The sequence below is a fragment of the Microcoleus sp. A2-C3 genome, from assembly GCF_036706065.1.
Taxonomy (GTDB): domain Bacteria; phylum Cyanobacteriota; class Cyanobacteriia; order Cyanobacteriales; family Microcoleaceae; genus Microcoleus.
This window is the reverse complement of record NZ_JAUBVX010000024.1, coordinates 78,268-95,496: the sequence shown is the minus strand read 5'-3', so window position 1 is coordinate 95,496 and position 17,229 is coordinate 78,268. Positions and strand designations below refer to the sequence as shown.

Annotated in this window: 15 protein-coding genes; 10 read left to right on the top strand and 5 right to left on the bottom strand. The window is 45.8% G+C overall.

Features of this window, described 5'->3' with window-relative positions; genetic code table 11:
• Window positions 1–33 precede the first annotated feature (33 nt).
• A complete protein-coding gene (locus tag QUB66_RS15215) occupies window positions 34–666 on the bottom strand; it encodes a macro domain-containing protein (protein WP_332967386.1) in 633 nt (210 codons plus the stop codon).
• Window positions 667–759: 93 nt separating this feature from the next.
• On the opposite strand from QUB66_RS15215, the gene crcB reads away from it, so the two are divergent.
• The 3 genes from crcB (at window position 760) to QUB66_RS15200 (ending at window position 3,382) form a co-directional block, all read left to right on the top strand.
• The gene (gene crcB / locus QUB66_RS15210) at window positions 760–1,158 is read left to right on the top strand and encodes a fluoride efflux transporter CrcB (RefSeq protein WP_332967384.1); all 399 of its coding nucleotides are present in this window, start codon (window positions 760–762) and stop codon (window positions 1,156–1,158) included.
• Between the two features lie 408 nt (window positions 1,159–1,566).
• Entirely contained in the window at window positions 1,567–1,788 is a 222-nt protein-coding gene (locus QUB66_RS15205; RefSeq protein ID WP_332967382.1) for a hypothetical protein, read from the top strand.
• 250 nt (window positions 1,789–2,038) lie between these two features.
• Window positions 2,039–3,382: an ABC transporter ATP-binding protein gene (locus QUB66_RS15200; RefSeq protein ID WP_265235617.1), complete on the top strand. Its 1,344-nt coding sequence runs from the start codon at window positions 2,039–2,041 to the stop codon at window positions 3,380–3,382.
• A 166-nt stretch (window positions 3,383–3,548) separates the two neighbouring features.
• Here QUB66_RS15200 and QUB66_RS15195 read toward each other — a convergent pair whose 3' ends face one another.
• The gene (locus QUB66_RS15195; RefSeq protein WP_332967379.1) at window positions 3,549–3,734 is read right to left on the bottom strand and encodes a hypothetical protein; all 186 of its coding nucleotides are present in this window, start codon (window positions 3,732–3,734) and stop codon (window positions 3,549–3,551) included.
• On the opposite strand from QUB66_RS15195, the gene QUB66_RS15190 reads away from it, so the two are divergent.
• From QUB66_RS15190 to QUB66_RS15180, 3 genes are all read left to right on the top strand, one after another.
• Window positions 3,709–5,445 carry an ABC transporter permease gene (locus QUB66_RS15190; RefSeq protein WP_332967378.1) on the top strand — a complete coding sequence of 579 codons (1,737 nt, stop codon included), beginning with the start codon at window positions 3,709–3,711 and terminating at the stop codon, window positions 5,443–5,445. The two genes, QUB66_RS15195 and QUB66_RS15190, sit on opposite strands and share 26 nt — an antisense overlap.
• A gap of 311 nt (window positions 5,446–5,756) precedes the next feature.
• Window positions 5,757–7,154, top strand: a complete 1,398-nt coding sequence (mgtE, locus tag QUB66_RS15185; protein ID WP_332967376.1) for a magnesium transporter — start codon at window positions 5,757–5,759, stop codon at window positions 7,152–7,154.
• Window positions 7,155–7,318: 164 nt separating this feature from the next.
• Window positions 7,319–8,242: a hypothetical protein gene (locus QUB66_RS15180; RefSeq protein ID WP_265235613.1), complete on the top strand. Its 924-nt coding sequence runs from the start codon at window positions 7,319–7,321 to the stop codon at window positions 8,240–8,242.
• Here the strand turns inward: QUB66_RS15180 and QUB66_RS15175 are convergent.
• The 3 genes from QUB66_RS15175 to QUB66_RS15165 all read right to left on the bottom strand — a co-directional run bounded on the left by QUB66_RS15175 (window position 8,225) and on the right by QUB66_RS15165 (window position 10,074).
• Window positions 8,225–8,368: a hypothetical protein gene (locus tag QUB66_RS15175; protein WP_332967374.1), complete on the bottom strand. Its 144-nt coding sequence runs from the start codon at window positions 8,366–8,368 to the stop codon at window positions 8,225–8,227. The two genes, QUB66_RS15180 and QUB66_RS15175, sit on opposite strands and share 18 nt — an antisense overlap.
• A gap of 87 nt (window positions 8,369–8,455) precedes the next feature.
• Window positions 8,456–8,971, bottom strand: a complete 516-nt coding sequence (locus QUB66_RS15170; RefSeq protein ID WP_265235611.1) for a hypothetical protein — start codon at window positions 8,969–8,971, stop codon at window positions 8,456–8,458.
• 20 nt (window positions 8,972–8,991) lie between these two features.
• Window positions 8,992–10,074, bottom strand: a complete 1,083-nt coding sequence (locus QUB66_RS15165; RefSeq protein WP_265235610.1) for a ParM/StbA family protein — start codon at window positions 10,072–10,074, stop codon at window positions 8,992–8,994.
• Window positions 10,075–10,765: 691 nt separating this feature from the next.
• Here QUB66_RS15165 and ftsH2 point away from each other — a divergent pair.
• The 4 genes from ftsH2 to QUB66_RS15145 all read left to right on the top strand — a co-directional run bounded on the left by ftsH2 (window position 10,766) and on the right by QUB66_RS15145 (window position 17,190).
• A complete protein-coding gene (ftsH2, locus tag QUB66_RS15160) occupies window positions 10,766–12,655 on the top strand; it encodes an ATP-dependent zinc metalloprotease FtsH2 (RefSeq protein WP_265235609.1) in 1,890 nt (629 codons plus the stop codon).
• Window positions 12,656–12,863: 208 nt separating this feature from the next.
• Window positions 12,864–13,262: a hypothetical protein gene (locus tag QUB66_RS15155; RefSeq protein ID WP_332967373.1), complete on the top strand. Its 399-nt coding sequence runs from the start codon at window positions 12,864–12,866 to the stop codon at window positions 13,260–13,262.
• Window positions 13,263–13,384: 122 nt separating this feature from the next.
• Window positions 13,385–15,955, top strand: coding sequence for a PAS domain S-box protein (locus QUB66_RS15150; RefSeq protein WP_332967372.1), 2,571 nt, complete (start codon window positions 13,385–13,387; stop codon window positions 15,953–15,955).
• Between the two features lie 8 nt (window positions 15,956–15,963).
• Window positions 15,964–17,190 (top strand): hybrid sensor histidine kinase/response regulator, encoded by a 1,227-nt coding sequence (locus QUB66_RS15145; protein ID WP_265235606.1) that lies wholly within the window; start codon window positions 15,964–15,966, stop codon window positions 17,188–17,190.
• The last annotated feature ends 39 nt before the right edge of the window (window positions 17,191–17,229 follow it).

Sequence of the window (17,229 nt, the reverse complement as noted above, 5' to 3'; positions counted from 1 at the left end):
TTTTTTATTGTCACAATCAATTATTGCATATAATTATATCATAATAAGTGTAGATAATGATTTAGGATTGCTATATAATAAATGATGAGACTTTTGGGCATCCAGCCAAGATGCAGGAAATTCATATTGAGATAGGAAGATATCTTGAAGAGCAACTTGCATCTGATGCGCGCAGATATCCGGCGGCACTTTACCTGTACCCGTACCCATGCCGGGAATTGCGATCGTTTCAATGATATGTTTAACAGGCGTTCCATCTGGAACAGTACCAAATTTTACGAGAGTTAAAATAGCGCGAGTTGCTAGATAAACATTGACTGTCTCTGTTAAGATTGTCGGAACGCGCATGGTTGGGGCAGCGATTAAATAGGGAATTTCTGCATGATCAGTATCTACAACTTCGGCTAATCCTACTAATAGTTCGCCGTGATATCGAGTCTGAATTAGTTTTTGCAGACGTTCTTGAACGTGACTGCCAAAATATTCCGAAATTGCTAAATCTAAGCCGCCGTCCATAAAGCCAAAACTATTCGCCGGACTCACAATCGCATCGCATTTCACATCAAAGATTGAGCCTCGATGTATTTTGACGTTTTCAATATTGCCACAAGTGCTTTCCCAGGCTCTAACTAAGTCATTGTCTACGGCAGCCAGCACAATTTGCATAGATACTCTCTATAATTTTAAAAATGGCGATCGGCATTTTAATCATACAATAATTTAGATGAGTCCGCTCAATCTCAAATCTAAAATCCTTTGATGCTGCAAGACCCGAATCTCCGCCATCCGATCGCCATTAGTTTCGGTGCCATTGCCGGCGCATTGAGCCGGTATTATATCACCTTATGGTTTGCCAACCGTTTCGGCACAGCTTTTCCCTACGGAACTTTTTTTATTAACATCACGGGTTGCTTGGCTATGGGATTTTTTATCACCCTGGCTTTTGAACGGGTGCCGGCGATTCCGACGGAAGTGAGGTTAATCGTTGCGACGGGATTTTTGGGCGCTTATACTACTTTTTCGACTTACGGTTTAGAGTCAAATGTCTTGTGGCGCGATCGCTTTTACAGCTTGGCTACTTTTTACTGGGCTGGCAGTGCCATACTTGGAGTAATCGCCGTTCAGTTAGGTGCAACATTAGCTCGTTTAGGAAAATAGAGACAACTGATAAAAATTAATAATCGACAACATACAAATCCCCGTGATTTTGAACCAGGAGCGTTTGAAATCAAAGGGAAGGTCTGCTGAAGCCTATTTTGGGTTTATTTAGGTGCTGTAGGGCTGATTGAGTCGGGCTATGCAGATTTTCCGCTGATTGCGTTTCACTTTCACAAAAGCGCGATCGCCCCGCTCAACCAAATTCCGCTATTCTAGGCTTGGGCTACTGCCGTTGACCCAGCAGCCGCTTTCGTCTTTGGGCGTTTGTTCGATCGCATCGGCATCTCGGCTCTCATCTTAACAGTCGTTTGCTCTTCACGGTTTGCCCGATCAATGTTCTTCGGTAACGGGCAGGGGGCATTGCTAGGAATGGCTTGATGCGTTATAGGTACGGGAGTCCAGGAATTGATGGTGAAAGCCGCCGTAGCTGGACTCGTGCCTGCGGACAAAAGAGGTTCCGCCTATGAGATATTTAACACAGGCTATGGCTTATCATGGTTTCTGGGCAGTTTGGCGATGGGAATTTTGTGCGATCGCTCAATTACTGGGCTGGTTGTATTTTCAGTTGCGCTCCAACTCGCTGCTATTCCAGTCTTATTCCTGGTGAAAAGGCGATCGTCTATCACATGAAATTGACCGAATACTCGGCAGTCAGTGATCAGTAATCAGTGATCGGTCAACAGTTGTGATTTTCGCAGAGTCTTTTGCTAATGACTAATGACTACTGACTACTGACTACTGACTACTGACTACTGACTACTGACTACTGACTACTGACTACTGACTACTGACTACTGACTAATGACTACTGACTACTGACTAATGACTACTGACTACTGACTAATAACTAAATTTCAACAACAAGCGAGGGGGTTTAGCTGTGATAGCTAAAACAGCAACAGAGTGCCTCATTACCTTAAAAGACGTTAGCAAAGCTTACCAGCAGCCAAACGGTCAAAAAATTTCTATTTTAGAGCCAATTAATTTAGAACTGCGATCGGGCGAAATAGTAGCTTTGCTCGGGCCTTCCGGGTCAGGTAAATCAACATTAATGCGGATCATAGCCGGACTAATCCCGCCCAGCGAAGGTCAAATTCTCTACCACAATCGTCCTTTAGTCGGCTTAAATCCTGGGGTAGCAATTGTATTTCAAAACTTTGCTCTTTATCCCTGGCTGACGGTACTAGAAAATGTAGAATTAGGCTTGAAAGCTAAAGGAGAAATGCCAGAGCCGCGCCTCCAAAAAGCCTTGAAAATGATTGATATTATCGGTTTGGACGGATTTGAAAATGCTTATCCGAAAGAACTTTCCGGCGGAATGCGGCAGCGGGTGGGATTTGCTAGAGCTTTGGCGGTGGAACCCGAACTGCTTTGCATGGATGAACCGTTTTCAGCTTTAGATGTTCTGACTGCTGAAAACTTGCGGTTTGAGTTATTAGATTTGTGGCTGGAAAAAAAGATTCCGACTAAAGCTGTGTTAATCGTAACTCACGGGATTGAGGAAGCGGTTATTTTAGCCGATCGCATTGTAGTCCTCGGCCGCAATCCGGGGCGAATTCGCGCCGAATTGACCGTCACTTTGCCACATTATCGTGATCGCAAAACTCCCCAATTCCAAGCCCTCGTAGACCAAGTGTACAAAATTCTGACGAATCCAGAGTTAAGCTGCGAAACCGTGGTTGCACCCGCTGCAAGTGCCACTACTGTGTCTCAACCTGAACCCGCGCCCAGTGCTAAATACCAATCTCTGCCGCAGGTGCGAACAGGTGCGATCGCCGGCTTATTGGAACTCCTGGAAGATCGCAAGGAAAAAGACCTCTACCGCCTTGGTCAAGAATTAATGTTAGAGGTTGACGACATTTTGCCGATCGTAGAAGCAGCAAAATTAATGGATTTTCTAATAATCCAAGAAGGCGACCTGCTGTTAACACCAGTTGGCATTCAATTCATTGCCGGCGGAATTGACCAGCGCAAACAAATTGTTCGCACCCAAATTCTCAGCAACATTCGCCTCGTACAGCAAATTTCTCGAATGCTTCAGGCCAAGCGCAATCACCGCATTTCTGAAGAGTTAATTCTGGATATTCTGGAAGCACACTTTAGCCCGAAAGAAGCCATGCGACAATTGCAAACAGCTATTGATTGGGGTCGCTATGCCGAATTATACAGTTACGACGAACCAGGGGGCGAAATCTTCCTAGAATCAGAAACTAAAGATGAGTAGTCAGTTGAAAGTTGAAAGTTGATAGTAGTCAGTTGATAGTTGACAGTTGATAGTAGTCAGTAGTCAGTTGAAAGTTGATAGTAGTCAGTAGTCAGTAGTCAGTAGTCATTGGTATTTTTACCGAATCATTAATAACAACTTCTGACTTCAACCTTCCATTCATCCGTTAAATCCGTTGCCGAACCTTCCATTCATCCGCTAAATCCGTTAAGAAATCCGCTGCCGAACTTCCTTCTGCCTTCTTCCTTCTGCCTTCTTCCTTCTTCCTTCCTTCCTTCTTTCTTCTTCCTTCTGCCTTCTGCCTTCTTTCCTCTTCCTTAGGAATTATGACAAGACCTCTAACACCCGCCAATAAAACATTAGAAAGATCAGCTTGGACTTGGCAAGACGGCTTACTAATTTTAGCAATTTTCTCTCTAATATTAGTAATTGTCCAAACAGCATCTCAATTCAACAGTGACTACAACCCAAACTTTAAAATTGAGACCACGCTAAATGTCTTGCCAGCGTATACAGCCCAGACTCTTTTACGCATGACAGCAGCCTATTTTTTAGCCTTGCTATTTACCCTAGTTTATGCTTATTCAGCTTACCGATTTCCCCTTGCAGCGAAAATTTTAATTCCCTTATTAGACATTTTGCAGTCGATTCCGGTTTTATCCTTTTTACCCGGAGTTGTTTTAGCATTAGTTACTTTATTCCCAGGTCAAAGAATCGGCGTAGAACTCGCATCGATTATCTTAATATTTACTGGGATGACTTGGAATATGACCTTTAGTTTCTATCAGTCGCTTTCCGGCATTCCGCAAGAACTTAAGGAAGCTGCTCAAGTTTATCGGCTGAATGCTTGGCAGCAGTTCTGGACGTTAGAATTGCCCGCTGGTGCGATCGGACTGGTGTGGAACAGCGTCATGTCAGTGGCGGGCGGCTGGTTTTTTTTAATTGCGATCGAATCCTTTACCTTGGGCGAGAAAAATTTTAATTTGCCCGGACTCGGTTCCTATTTGGGCAAAGCAGCTAATGAAGGCAATTTTGGGGCGATCGGCTGGGGTTTAGCTGTATTAATTGGTGTGATTATCGCGATCGACTTTTTGATCTGGCAGCCTTTGATTGCTTGGGTAGAAAAGTTTAAATATCAAGCCGTAGAAGCGACGAATGTACCGCAGTCCAAAGTGTTGGATTTTTTAAGGCGATCGGCGACGCTGCGGGTGTTGAAGTCGCGAATATCGCCCGTAGGTGACAGTTTCGATCGCGCGCTGGCAAGAGGTTTTGCACCTGCTCATTTACCAAAAAGCCCTCGGCAACAAAGCCGCCTCGGCAATTGGATAAATTGGATATTTGTCAGCGGGTTTGCTGCGATCGTACTTTGGGGAACCTGGGAAGCGGTGCTGCTGCTCAGGTTCCTGAGTTTGTCTGACTGGCAAAACGTCGTGGGAGGTGCATTTTTCACGGCTTTGCGAGTGATTTGCGCCCTATTTCTATCGCTGTTGTGGACGGTGCCTGTCGGAGTTGCGATCGGTCGAAATCCGCGTTTAGCCCAGATTTTGCAACCATTAGTACAAATAGCCGCTTCTGTACCAGCAACGGCTTTATTTCCCGTATTGCTGCTAGGTTTAATTCACGCTGGAGGCGGCTTGCAAATTGGTTCTGTGGCGCTGATGATGTTGGGTACAATGTGGTATTTGCTGTTTAATGTGATTGCGGGCGCTCAAGCCATACCTTCGGAGTTGTTTGAAGCCGCGCAAGTTTACAAGCTTTCCCTCATGCAACGCTGGAAAACTTTAATTTTGCCTGGAATATTCCCTTATTTAATTACAGGAATCATTACGGCGGTGGGCGGAGCTTGGAATGCGAGTATTGTCAGCGAATACGTGCAGTTTAAGGGTGAAATTATTAGAACAAGCGGTTTGGGCGAGACGATTTCTGAAGCTACGGCATCGGGCAATTTTCCTTTACTGTTAGCGGCTACTTCTGTGATGTCGCTACTGGTTGTATTGACTAACCGTTTGGTGTGGCGACCGCTTTACCGTTTGGCTCAAGAAAAATATCAGTTGTTGGTTTAAATTGACAGTTGACAGTTGACAGTTGACAGTATAGCCATTCTCAACGGCGATCAGGTATGTCAGGTAATTGGTAATGGGTAATTGGTAATCGATCGCACTTTCCCGAACTCACGCTCTTTGGCGCTAGATCAAAAACACAATAGCAAGAAACTCGGTTTCGACAATACAGCTTGGTTTTGGTGGTGCCGCATCTGCCAAAAAATTGGGTTGCTCACCCCGCCCGTGTAAATCGTATAACTGCAACCAGTGGTGTCAATAGGCTATAAACTGGATTCAGGAAGGCGCGCAGCACAGGTTTAGGAGGGTCATCAGTGACAGAAAAAAATTATCAATCGTCTTCGCTACCCATCTACGCGCGAAAAGAACTGCGGGAATTAGTTCGATCGCAGTTAAAGGCCCTGTTGGAACAAGGAGACTTTCAAGGAGCAAAAGCGATTTTACAGCCGGTGCAGGAAGCAGACATCGCTGAAGCTATCGAAGGCCTACCAGAAACCATGCAAGTAATAGCTTTCCGGTTGCTTGCTAAAGACGAAGCGATCGCAGTTTACGAATATCTCGACTCCAGCGTTCAGCAGTCCCTCTGCGAAAAATTCAAACGCCAAGAAGTCATCGATATTGTAGACAAAATGTCCCCGGACGATCGAGCTAAACTTTTTGACGAACTGCCGGCAATCTTAGTCCGCCGCCTCTTAGGTGAATTGAGCCCAACGGAACGCGAAGCTACGGCCCAACTTTTGGGTTACGAAGCCAGTACCGCCGGCCGGATCATGACCCCAGAATACATTTCTCTCAAAGAAAGCTTTACCGTCGCCCAAGCTTTAGACCGAATTCGCTCTTTGGCTAGAACTACTGAAACAATTTATTCTCTTTACGTCACCGATGCGGCGCGATGCTTGAGTGGCATTTTATCCTTGCGGGATTTAGTCACTTCTCCCCTCGACAAAACTGTCGGCGAAATTATGACCCGCGAGGTAGTTTCTGTTCAAACGGGAACGGATCAAGAAGAAGTAGCGAGGCTGATCCAGCGTTATGATTTTTTAGCTGTGCCCGTTGTAGACCGCGAACAGCGTCTGGTGGGGATCATTACAGTTGACGATGCGATCGACATTTTAGAACAAGAAGCCGACAAAGATATTTATGCCTTGGGTGGCGTCCAGTCTGGTGGTGACAATTATTTTCAGACCGATTTAATCACCGTTGCTCGCAAAAGGGTCGTATGGCTGTTTATTCTGCTTTTAACCAATACTGTCACTGGCGCAATCATTAGAGCTCAAGAAGATATTTTGCAACAAGTAGTCGCCCTAGCAGCCTTTATTCCGCTGCTGACTGGCACTGGAGGTAATGTCGGAGCTCAGTCCTCAACAGTTGTAATTCGCGGTTTGAACACTGACGAAATTACAGCAATGGGGCCGATGAAAATAATTGTGCGGGAGGGGATGGCGGGAGCGCTACTAGGAGCTATATTGGGGACGGTAGCGACTGGCTGGGCTTATATTCTGCAAGGGAGTTTAGCGGTGGCCATCGCGGTGGGGGTGAGTTTGTTTGCGATCGCAATTTTAGCTTCTATTGCCGGTTCATCTCTGCCGTTTCTGTTTCGTTCTTTGGGTTTAGACCCCGCTTTAATGTCAGCTCCTTTTATTACCACCGCAGTTGATGTCCTCGGAGTTTTGATTTATTTCACTTTAGCTCGACTAATTTTGCAAATTTAATATATTTAAGTAGATTGTTATATAAAAAAAACTATAGTAATTTTCAATTCGGCGATCTACAGCCTCCCAATGCCCAATGCCCAATTCCCAATGCCCAATTCCCAATACCCAATTCCCAATGCCCAATGCCCAATTCCCAATTCCCAATTCCCAATTAATAACCTATGTCATCATCTAATTCATCAACCAAAATCCAAAATCCAAAATCGAGCAATTTGTTAGAAACTGCTGAATTAATCTTTCTTGCTGCCTCGGCTGTGGGATTGGCTGCGAGTTTGGTTTGGCAGCAGAGCGTTTATGCTCAAATTCCTGTAGTGATTTCCCTCGTGTTGAATTTTGTGAACCGCCAGAAGTTGCGCGGGCAAGTTAAAACAAGTACGGTGGCTGTGTTCGATCGCGTAAACCAACAAGCAGCTACTAGCGATCGCGCGATCGAACAATTACAACTCGCTGTCAATGCTGTAGACGAAGCTCTTGCTCAAACATCTCGCGAAAATCAGAATGTTGGACAGGGAGAAAACACACACTCTATAATTTCAGCAATTGAGAACCTGCGCCAGCGGATCATAATTTTAGAAAAAACTATAAAAATGATTCAAAGCGAGATCGAAATCACCAGCCGCCAATTCAAACAACGACCGGAGTTGCAACAAGTCGAAACTTTGACAACAATAATTCTGGACTTGCAGGAGTTTATCAACGAACTGCCGCAGTGGGGAAATTTGCAGCAGCGGCAGCTAACAGAACTTCAGCAAAAAGTAGACAATGCTTTGGCTGAGCTGGCTCAAGAAATGGCTGTGATTCCCCACCGTTTGCAGGAGGCTGTAGCTAGTCGCGGCGGGGAAATTAATCAACCGTTGGGTTCTGGTTTGAATGTCGAGCCAAAAAATGCCGATCGATCTAAAACCCAAAATGAGAAAATTCGCCAGAAATATCCCAGAGCTTATATCAAGTGGAGTCGGGAGGAAGACGAGAATTTGCAGAAAGAATATGCAAGCGATCAACAAATTGGCGAATTAGCTCAGAGATTTCAGCGACAGCCTGCTGCTATTCGTTTGCGATTGCAAAAATTAGGATTGATGGAATAATATCGAGGTAATTGATAATTGGTAATTTGGCAATTTTTCCCTCTCCCCTCTCCCTTCTTCCCTCTTCCTTCTTCCCTCTTCCTTCTTCCTTCTTCCATAACAAAGTCGATCGCCCTTTTTATTCAAAAGAGCGATCGACTTTGTTTATTTATTCAGTACCCGCTGCCAACAGCGAGCCACTAACATCACATCTCAAGGCTAAAAAGCCTTGGCCTAGAAATCTTGCGGTAACAAAGAACTTAAACGCTCCAATAAAGGATCGGACTCCCGACGAGGAGCAACCTCAGCGTCAGAAACTAGATCATTCGCTACAGATTCAGACTCAATCGGATCAGGCTCTACTACTTTTGAAACTTGGGCAAAAGAAACTTGAGCAAACTTACTGTTAACACTCCCCTGCAACTGATCCAACTGTGCGCCCAATTGACTCAGGTGATGTTCCAGTCCCTCCAAACGGCTTAATTCCTCAGCAGAAACATTGCGCTCAAACTCAGCAAATCTGACCGCAAGTTCAGCAATACGCTCTTCCAACCGCTGAGAGCTATCTGTAGAGATAGGAGACTCAGATACAGACAAAAACTGCCACAAAGCTTGCTTGCAGAGATTGCTGAAAGTCTGATACTTCGTAAAAGCCAACTCTTTTTCAATAGCCGCCAGCAAAGTTTGATCCGCAGCATCTTCCGTAAACGCCACCGAGAAATTCGCCTTATTTTTTGCCCACAGTGCCATAGGGTTCAAGCCTTAATGCGTTACTTTATCGTGGCTAGCTGAGCCTCAGCATAAATAAACTGTCCCAAAGCATTAGCTTTCCGAGAAGGCTGAGCCAAGTGAGCCTTAAGATTGGCGTCTTTCAGCAAAGGTTGGAGAACCTCCCAGAAAAACTCGCCGCCACCGCCAGTCAGAACTACATCCGTCACCCGTTCCGGCAGCCACTGCACCAAACGTTCGGACAGTTCGTTAGCGAAAGCCTCCCGCAAATCCTTAATAATCGGATCTAAATTAGTCGGCTTAGTCGCTCCTCTAGGACGGTAGAAACGTTGGCCTTCCGGCTTATTCACCGCTTCTAGTAAAGACAGAGATTGAGGGTCTGCGCCCGGAATCTTTGAGGCAACTTGTTCGTAGAACTTGTTCATGGCGAAGGAATCGCTCTTAGAAGCCGCGCGGGCGAACCGGAAACGATCGACCATTAACAAATCGGTAGTTTGGTGTCCGATATCGACAACAGCCACCGACAGTTCCGGCAACTCCGGCGAAAACTCCTTGTTGTCTTGAGCCTCGCACCAAATTAGGCTGCCGAATCCTTCCGGCATCACCCAAACGTGGCGGATGTCAATTTCCAAACGTTCGCCGCGATAGATCACAACGTGGGGAGAGCGCAGTTGGCTGATAATCTCTTCCTTTTCTTTCTCAAACTGATCCTGCGAATAAAAAGGCAAACCCAGCACTACTGCCATTTCGCCCTTCATTTGGAAATATCCAGCACAGGAAAAAACCTTAACCAAAGCATCTACTACTTTCGACTGGTCAGCGCCGCCGAGATTAGCGCCAAAGTCCGCGGCCAGTTGGCCGATGGCGTACCCCTTGCCTTGGTGCTCCAGCCACATATCCAACAGAGGGTCTGTTGCTTTTGACTCAAAGCTGCCGCCCCGCACCTTTTCGACGGGCATCGCAGCCACGTTGGCAGGGATGAATACAACACCATTTGGGTTGCGACTCACGCAAGCTTTAGTTGCTGTACGACCCAAATCAGCACTAATAATCGATTTGTGAGAAGCGATCTTAGTCTGCTGCGTCAGCATAGCCGAATTAGGAACAAGCTGTCTAGTTGTCATCAGAAAAATGGGTAGAAACCCCGTCCTTCTAGGACGGCTTTATTATTGTTTTGGATATACTACCGCCTTGGGATTGGTTGGTTCGGTGTGCTTTTGTGTTGCACTCTCAACGGGACAGTTACCGTTTCAAGTCTCCCAATCCTGTACGCATAGCATTTTGCTCTTTCGAGCCTCCCTTGCGGGGTAAAGTTAGCTTGTCGGCCAATGTTTTCTGAGCTTTTTAGACTTGCAGCACTGTTTCAGTGACCTTGAAACTGTTTAACTGCAAATGACATGGCAGGGGACTAGCTAAGCATCCGCCCGGTGTCGTGACTCAAAAAACGTAGTCAGTTAAGACTTAGGCTGGTCAGAACGGCTTGCTAGATTTCTCTTTCAAGCCTCATGCCGTCAGGGCTGAGGTTCCTGACGCCTTATCCCTTGACACTGCCGCGCTTAAAGACAGTGGGTTTTGCGGCGATTCTTCTAACTTTACCTAGATTGGTATCGAAATCAGCATCAAACATTATATTCGGGACGATCGCCCTTATGGTAACTAACCTAACTTTTTCTTGATCGCGACGATCGTCATCATCTTGCCCGATCGTGCATTGTTAAGTTAAATTTAGTTAAGATTCTGAGTGTAAACTTTTGTCACACTCATCCCACACCGCCAGCTTACCCGATCTGTCCCCAATTCAAGGCACCCGCATTTATGAAAATTTCTTGGCAAACTATACTACTTTGGACTTTACCCGCCCTAGTCATCGGCTTTTTCCTGTGGCAGGGAGCCTTCGCCGCATCCCCCGCAGAGATGAGCAAGAACACCGCCAGCACCCGCCTGAGCTACGGTAGATTTTTAGATTACTTAAACGCCGATCGAGTCACCAGCGTTGATTTGTACGACGGAGGCCGCACAGCGATCGTCCTAGCCGTCGATCCCGAACTGGACAATCACGAGCAGCGGTGGCGGGTGGACTTGCCCTCAAATGCCCCAGAACTCGTTGCTAGACTCAGAGACTCCAAAATCAGCTTCGACACTCACCCGCTGCGCAACGACGGCGCCATCTGGGGAGTTTTAGGCAATCTAGTATTTCCCCTATTGTTAGTAGGAGGGCTGTTTTTCCTGTTCCGCCGAGGTGGCGGCAACGTGCCAGGAGGCCCAGGTCAAGCCATGAATTTTGGCAAATCCAAAGCACGCTTTCAAATGGAAGCTAAAACAGGCGTACTGTTCGACGACGTAGCAGGCGTAGAAGAAGCCAAAGAAGAACTCGCCGAAGTCGTGACATTCCTCAAAAAACCCGAACGCTTCACCGCAGTCGGCGCGAAGATTCCCAAAGGCGTACTGCTAGTTGGCCCTCCCGGAACAGGTAAAACCATGCTAGCAAAAGCGATCGCAGGCGAAGCCGGCGTCCCTTTCTTCAGCATCTCCGGTTCCGAATTTGTCGAAATGTTCGTCGGTGTCGGCGCATCCCGCGTCCGCGACTTGTTCAAGAAAGCTAAAGAAAATGCTCCTTGCATCATCTTCATCGATGAAATAGATGCAGTTGGTCGTCAGCGCGGCGCTGGTATCGGCGGTGGTAACGACGAACGGGAACAAACCCTGAACCAGTTGCTGACCGAAATGGACGGTTTTGAGGGCAATACTGGCATTATCATCATTGCTGCCACCAACCGCCCCGACGTGCTCGACTCAGCGCTGCTGCGTCCGGGACGTTTTGACCGCCAAGTTAGCGTCGATGTACCGGATATCAAAGGTCGCTTGGAAATTCTGGAAGTTCACGCGCGCAACAAGAAGCTATCTGCGGAGATTTCTTTGGATGCCATCGCCCGCCGGACACCCGGTTTTACTGGCGCTGATTTGGCTAACTTACTCAACGAAGCTGCTATTTTAACGGCGAGACGACGCAAAGAAGCGATTACGATGCTCGAAATTGACGATGCAGTCGATCGCGTCGTCGCAGGTATGGAAGGCACACCGCTGGTAGACAGCAAGAGCAAACGCTTAATTGCTTACCACGAAATCGGCCACGCGATCGTCGGTACTGTAATTCAAGCCCACGATCCCGTACAAAAAGTTACCTTAGTTCCTCGCGGACAAGCCCGCGGCTTGACTTGGTTTATGCCTAGCGAAGACCAAGGTTTAATTTCTCGATCGCAAATCCTAGCCCGCATTAGTGGTGCTTTGGGTGGACGCGCCGCCGAAGAAGTAGTTTTCGGCGATGCTGAAGTCACCACCGGTGCCGGCAACGACTTACAGCAAGTCAGCGGCATGGCCCGCCAAATGGTGACTCGCTATGGGATGTCTACCTTGGGGCCGATCGCCCTAGAAGCTCAACAAAGCGAAATTTTCCTCGGCCGCGACTACACAGCGCGATCGGAATATTCCGAAGAAATTGCTTCTCGGATTGACTCGCAAGTTCGGGAAATTGTCGATCGTTGCTACGACGACGCCCGCCGAATTATTCGCGAAAATCGCACTGTGATCGATCGCCTAGTAGATTTGTTAATCGAAAAAGAAACCATCGACGGCGAAGAGTTGCGGCTAATCGTCTCTGAATACACTTTTGTTCCTGAAAAAGAACAATATGTTCCTCAGCTTTAAAAAGCTAATCTTGACGGCAAATATTCAGGGCGAATAGAATTCGCGACTACACAAACAAAGTCCGCCGACGCGGACTGAAGAAATTCAACCCGCCTTACAGCGGGTTTTGTCTGTCTAGGAGCGATTTTAACCGCTGAGTTGATTTTTCGATATAATAACCGCAGATGTAGGCGCTTCGCCTTCGGGAAGGGTACGCAAATTAACGCAGATGCAAACTAGATTTTTAAAACATACAACTAAGAATTTGTCAAGCCTTTTTCTAGCTACTTTGATTTTTGTTTCCGTCAATACTTTGAGCGCCAGCGCCGAAAAATTAAGATGTTTTGTAGATATTTGCATCGATCCCAGCAGCGTAAAATTAAGTAAATCAAATTTTCCCGGCGCTCCCTCTTATCCAGTCAGAATTATTTTAGGAACTCAGAAGTTTAGTGACCAGAAAATGCGGGCGCAGATGGAAGTTAACTGCAAGCAGCGAGAGTTTAGAACTGTCAGAATTAGCGAAGATGGTGAAAACTGGTCGAATTTCGATCCCAGATGGACTTTAGTCGATCGCGACTCATTTTTGTCAAGGCTGGTTGACTATACCTGTAAATTGGCGATCGAATAAGCATAAAATGTCGATGGAGACTTCCTAATTAGACCTCTTGCAAAAATAGCTAGAACGGGCAAGATTCCCAATTCCCAATTCCCAATTCCGAATCTGTACCTCACTCACTTGAGAATTGCTATATGTGTATTGATCCCACCGAGTACGCGCGACGTAGCTATCCCGCAGGAAATCAACTTCTCGATACCTGCGAAGCATTGGTAGCAGAGCAAAGCGAAAAAATTCGCGAACTCGAAGAGCATTTGCAGCAGCAGAGAGAATTGTGTCAGAAATTAGCAGCACAACTCAAAGCAGTCAAAAATGCAGGTTCTTTGGGTTTCGCAACTGAATTGGATATCGCCGACGACGAGCGAAGTCAGTTAATCGCATCTCTCGAAAAAAGTCAGGAAATGTACCGAACTCTGATCAAACATTATCCGAATGGCTCGGTGTTTTTGTTCGATCGCGATTTGCGGTATACTCTCGTTGACGGTCAAGGTTTGGCACCAGTTGGTTTGTCCAAAGAACTGTTGGAAGGCAAAACATTGTGGGAAGTATCGCCACCTGAAGATTTGCCACTTTTTGAGACTACATATCGCGCGGCTTTGGCAGGAAAAGAGAATAATTTTGAATATAAATACCGCGATCGCATTTATTCAACAACAATTGCTCCCGTTAAAAACGACCGGGAAGAAATTTTTGCAGGAATGGTCGTTACTCAAGATATTACCGAAAAAAAACAGGCAGAAATAGCGCTGGAAGAAATCAAAAATCAGCTAGAAATTAAATATCAAAAGCGCACTGAAGACTTAAAAAAAGCTAACAATCAATTGCAGGAAGAAATTATCTATCGCTGGCGCGCCGAAGAAGCTTTGCGGGAAAGCCAGGAACAGCTAGAATTGTTTTTCTCTCAATCTTTAGATGGCTTTTTCTTTATGATGCTGGACGAACCCGTGCACTGGGACGATACAGTTGACAAAGAAAAAGTTTTGGATTACGTATTTACTCACGGGCGGATAACGAAGGCAAACGATGCTTTAATAGATCAATACGGAGGTACTAGGGAAGAGTTTATTGGCCAGACGCTTCACTCTTTTTTCTCCCACAACTTGACTGGTGGCAGAGAGATAATCAGACAATTGTTTGATGCTGGCAGAATTCACATCGAAAATGACAATCGCAAGTTTGACGGGGTTCTAATTTGGGTGGAAGGCGACTATATTTGCATTTACGATTCCCACGGCAGAATCGCGGGCTATTTTGGCGTGCAGCGCGATATTAGCGATCGCAAAAAAACCGAAGCAGCACTGAAAGAAAGCGAAGAAAGGTTCCGACAGCTAGCAGAAAACATTGAAAGCGTGTTTTGGATGGTAAACGTTCAGCCCCAGGAAATTATTTATATCAGTCCGGGTTACGAAAAGATTTGGGGCAGAAGCTGTGCTGATTTGTATGCTTACGGGCGCTTTTTTGCAGATTCCCTCCATCCAGAAGATCGCGCTCGCGTTATTGATAATTTAACTAAAAAAATTGAGTCTGAAGGCGAGATAGAATATCGAATTGTCAGACCAGACGGTAAAATTCGCTGGATTCGCGATCGGGCTTTTCCCATTATAAATCAAGCTGGTGAAGTTTACCGCGTTGTTGGCATTGCAGAAGATATTAGCGAAAGCAAACAGGCCGAAAAAGCGCTCCGTGAAAGTGAAGAACGCTTTCGCCAGCTAGCAGAAAATATCCAAAATTCCTTCTGGCTAATGTCTGCTGAATTCACCGATTTATTGTATCTGAGTCCAGCTTACGAACAAATCTGGGGGCGCAGCAACGAAGAATTATATGCCGAGCCCTTAAAAATGATGGAGTGGGTGCATCCAGAAGATAAACATTTGTTGGAAGACTCAATGGGGCGAGTGTTGCAGGGTGAGTCCACCAATATCGAATATCGGATTTTTCGGCCAGACGGCACAATGCGCTGGGTGTGCGATCGAGCTTTTCCTATTTACGATGAATCGGGCAATATTTACCGCATCGCTGGTATTTGCGAAGATATTAGCGATCGCAAATTGACTTCTGCTCGCATCCAAGCAGCACTCCGCGAAAAAGAAGTATTGCTCAAAGAAATTCACCACCGAGTCAAAAATAATATGCAGGTAATTTCCAGCCTGCTGCAACTTCAAGCTCAATACATTGAAGACGAACCTACGCTAGCTTTATTTGAAGAAAGCCAAACCCGCATCCATTCAATGGCTCTGATTCACGAGCAACTTTATCAATCCGAAAATCTCGATCGGATCGATCTCCCGCCCTACGTTGAAAATTTGGTTGCTAATTTGTATCAATCTTTTAGTTCCGGCAATACTTCCATCCAATTCAATATCAACGTTGATCCAATTTCTTTAAATATAGAAACCGCAATTCCTTGCGGTTTAATCATTAATGAATTGGTTTCTAATTCCTTAAAATATGCCTTTACCAAAAGTTTGGCAGGTGAAATTAATATTAATTTTCATGAAATAACTTCTCAGCAATTTCACTTAAGTATTCAAGATAACGGCAGGGGATTTCCGGCGGGTTTCGACGTAGAAAATACCGAAACATTAGGATTGCGATTAGTGCGGATGTTGACTTGCCAATTAGATGGAACTCTTGTCATTGACAGTGAGTGCGGAATTTGTTACGATATTAGTTTCGCTGAGTTGACTTATCGACGGCGCATTTAAAAAATAATATGAACCCGATCAAGATTTTGGTGGTCGAAGACGAAGTGATTGTCGCCGAAGACATAGCAGGCAGGTTGAAAAAACTGGGTTATACAGTAACAGCTACGGTTGCTTCAGGGGAAGAAGCCCTGGAAAAAGTCGCAGAAGAACGGCCAGATTTAGTGCTGATGGATATCGTGCTTAAAGGTGACATGGATGGTATAACAACAGCCGAAAAAATCAGAACCAAGGTAGATGTACCAACAGTATTTTTAACAGCTTATGCCGACGAGAAAACGCTGCAAAGAGCGAAACTTACAAACCCATTTGGTTATATTATCAAACCATTTCAACAACATGATTTGCGGGTGGCGATCGAGATTGCCCTGCACAGGCACGAAATCGAAACCAAGATGCGACAAGCTCTCAAAGCTTCGGAAGCAGCGAGAAATTCGGTGGAAGAAAAATCGCACCGCCAAAACCAATATATTTCAATGGCTGCTCACGAATTGCGGAATCCGCTCAACGCGATTTTAATCTCTGCGGAACTCCTAGAGCTCGATCGCACTCGCAGCAGTGACGAATCCCAAGTCAGAACCCTGCGGCTAGTCCACTCAGCTACCCAGAAGATGAACCAGCTAATCGACGATATGCTGTTCATGGGGCGAGCAGAAGCAGGCAAACTCAAATGTCATCCATTACCGATAAATTTAGTCGAATTTTGTCAAGACTTGCTGGATCAATTGCAGTTAGGAAATGAAGCAAAACACAAACTAACATTAATTACGTCAGATGTTACCAGCGCCATATTAGATCAACAATTGCTCCACGGCATTATTTCTAACTTAATCGTCAACGCTATCAAATATTCGCCAAACGGCGGGCAAGTCATTTTGGAATTGGAATGCCGTCAAGCAGGCGAGGGAGACAAAAAAGCTATTTTCTGCTTATCTCCTCAGTGTTTGTTTGCCAATTCCCAATTGACAAATATTAACTCTCCGTTACTAATTATGCGCATCCGAGACGAAGGTATCGGCATCCCAGAAACCGAAGTAGGGAAAATATTTGAAATGTTCTACCGCTGCAAGAATACTGGAAAGATTAAAGGTAACGGTTTGGGATTAACAATTGTTAAAAAAGCGGTTGAATTGCAAGGAGGTGCGATCGGCTGCGAAAGCAAAATCGGCGTTGGTACTACCTTTACAGTCGCGCTTCCTTACGTGGCTCTTTCCTGCAAAACTCAGTCAGATCGATGAGAAGAAAAGAAAACTTGCACCGAACTGCGGCTGGTTGCT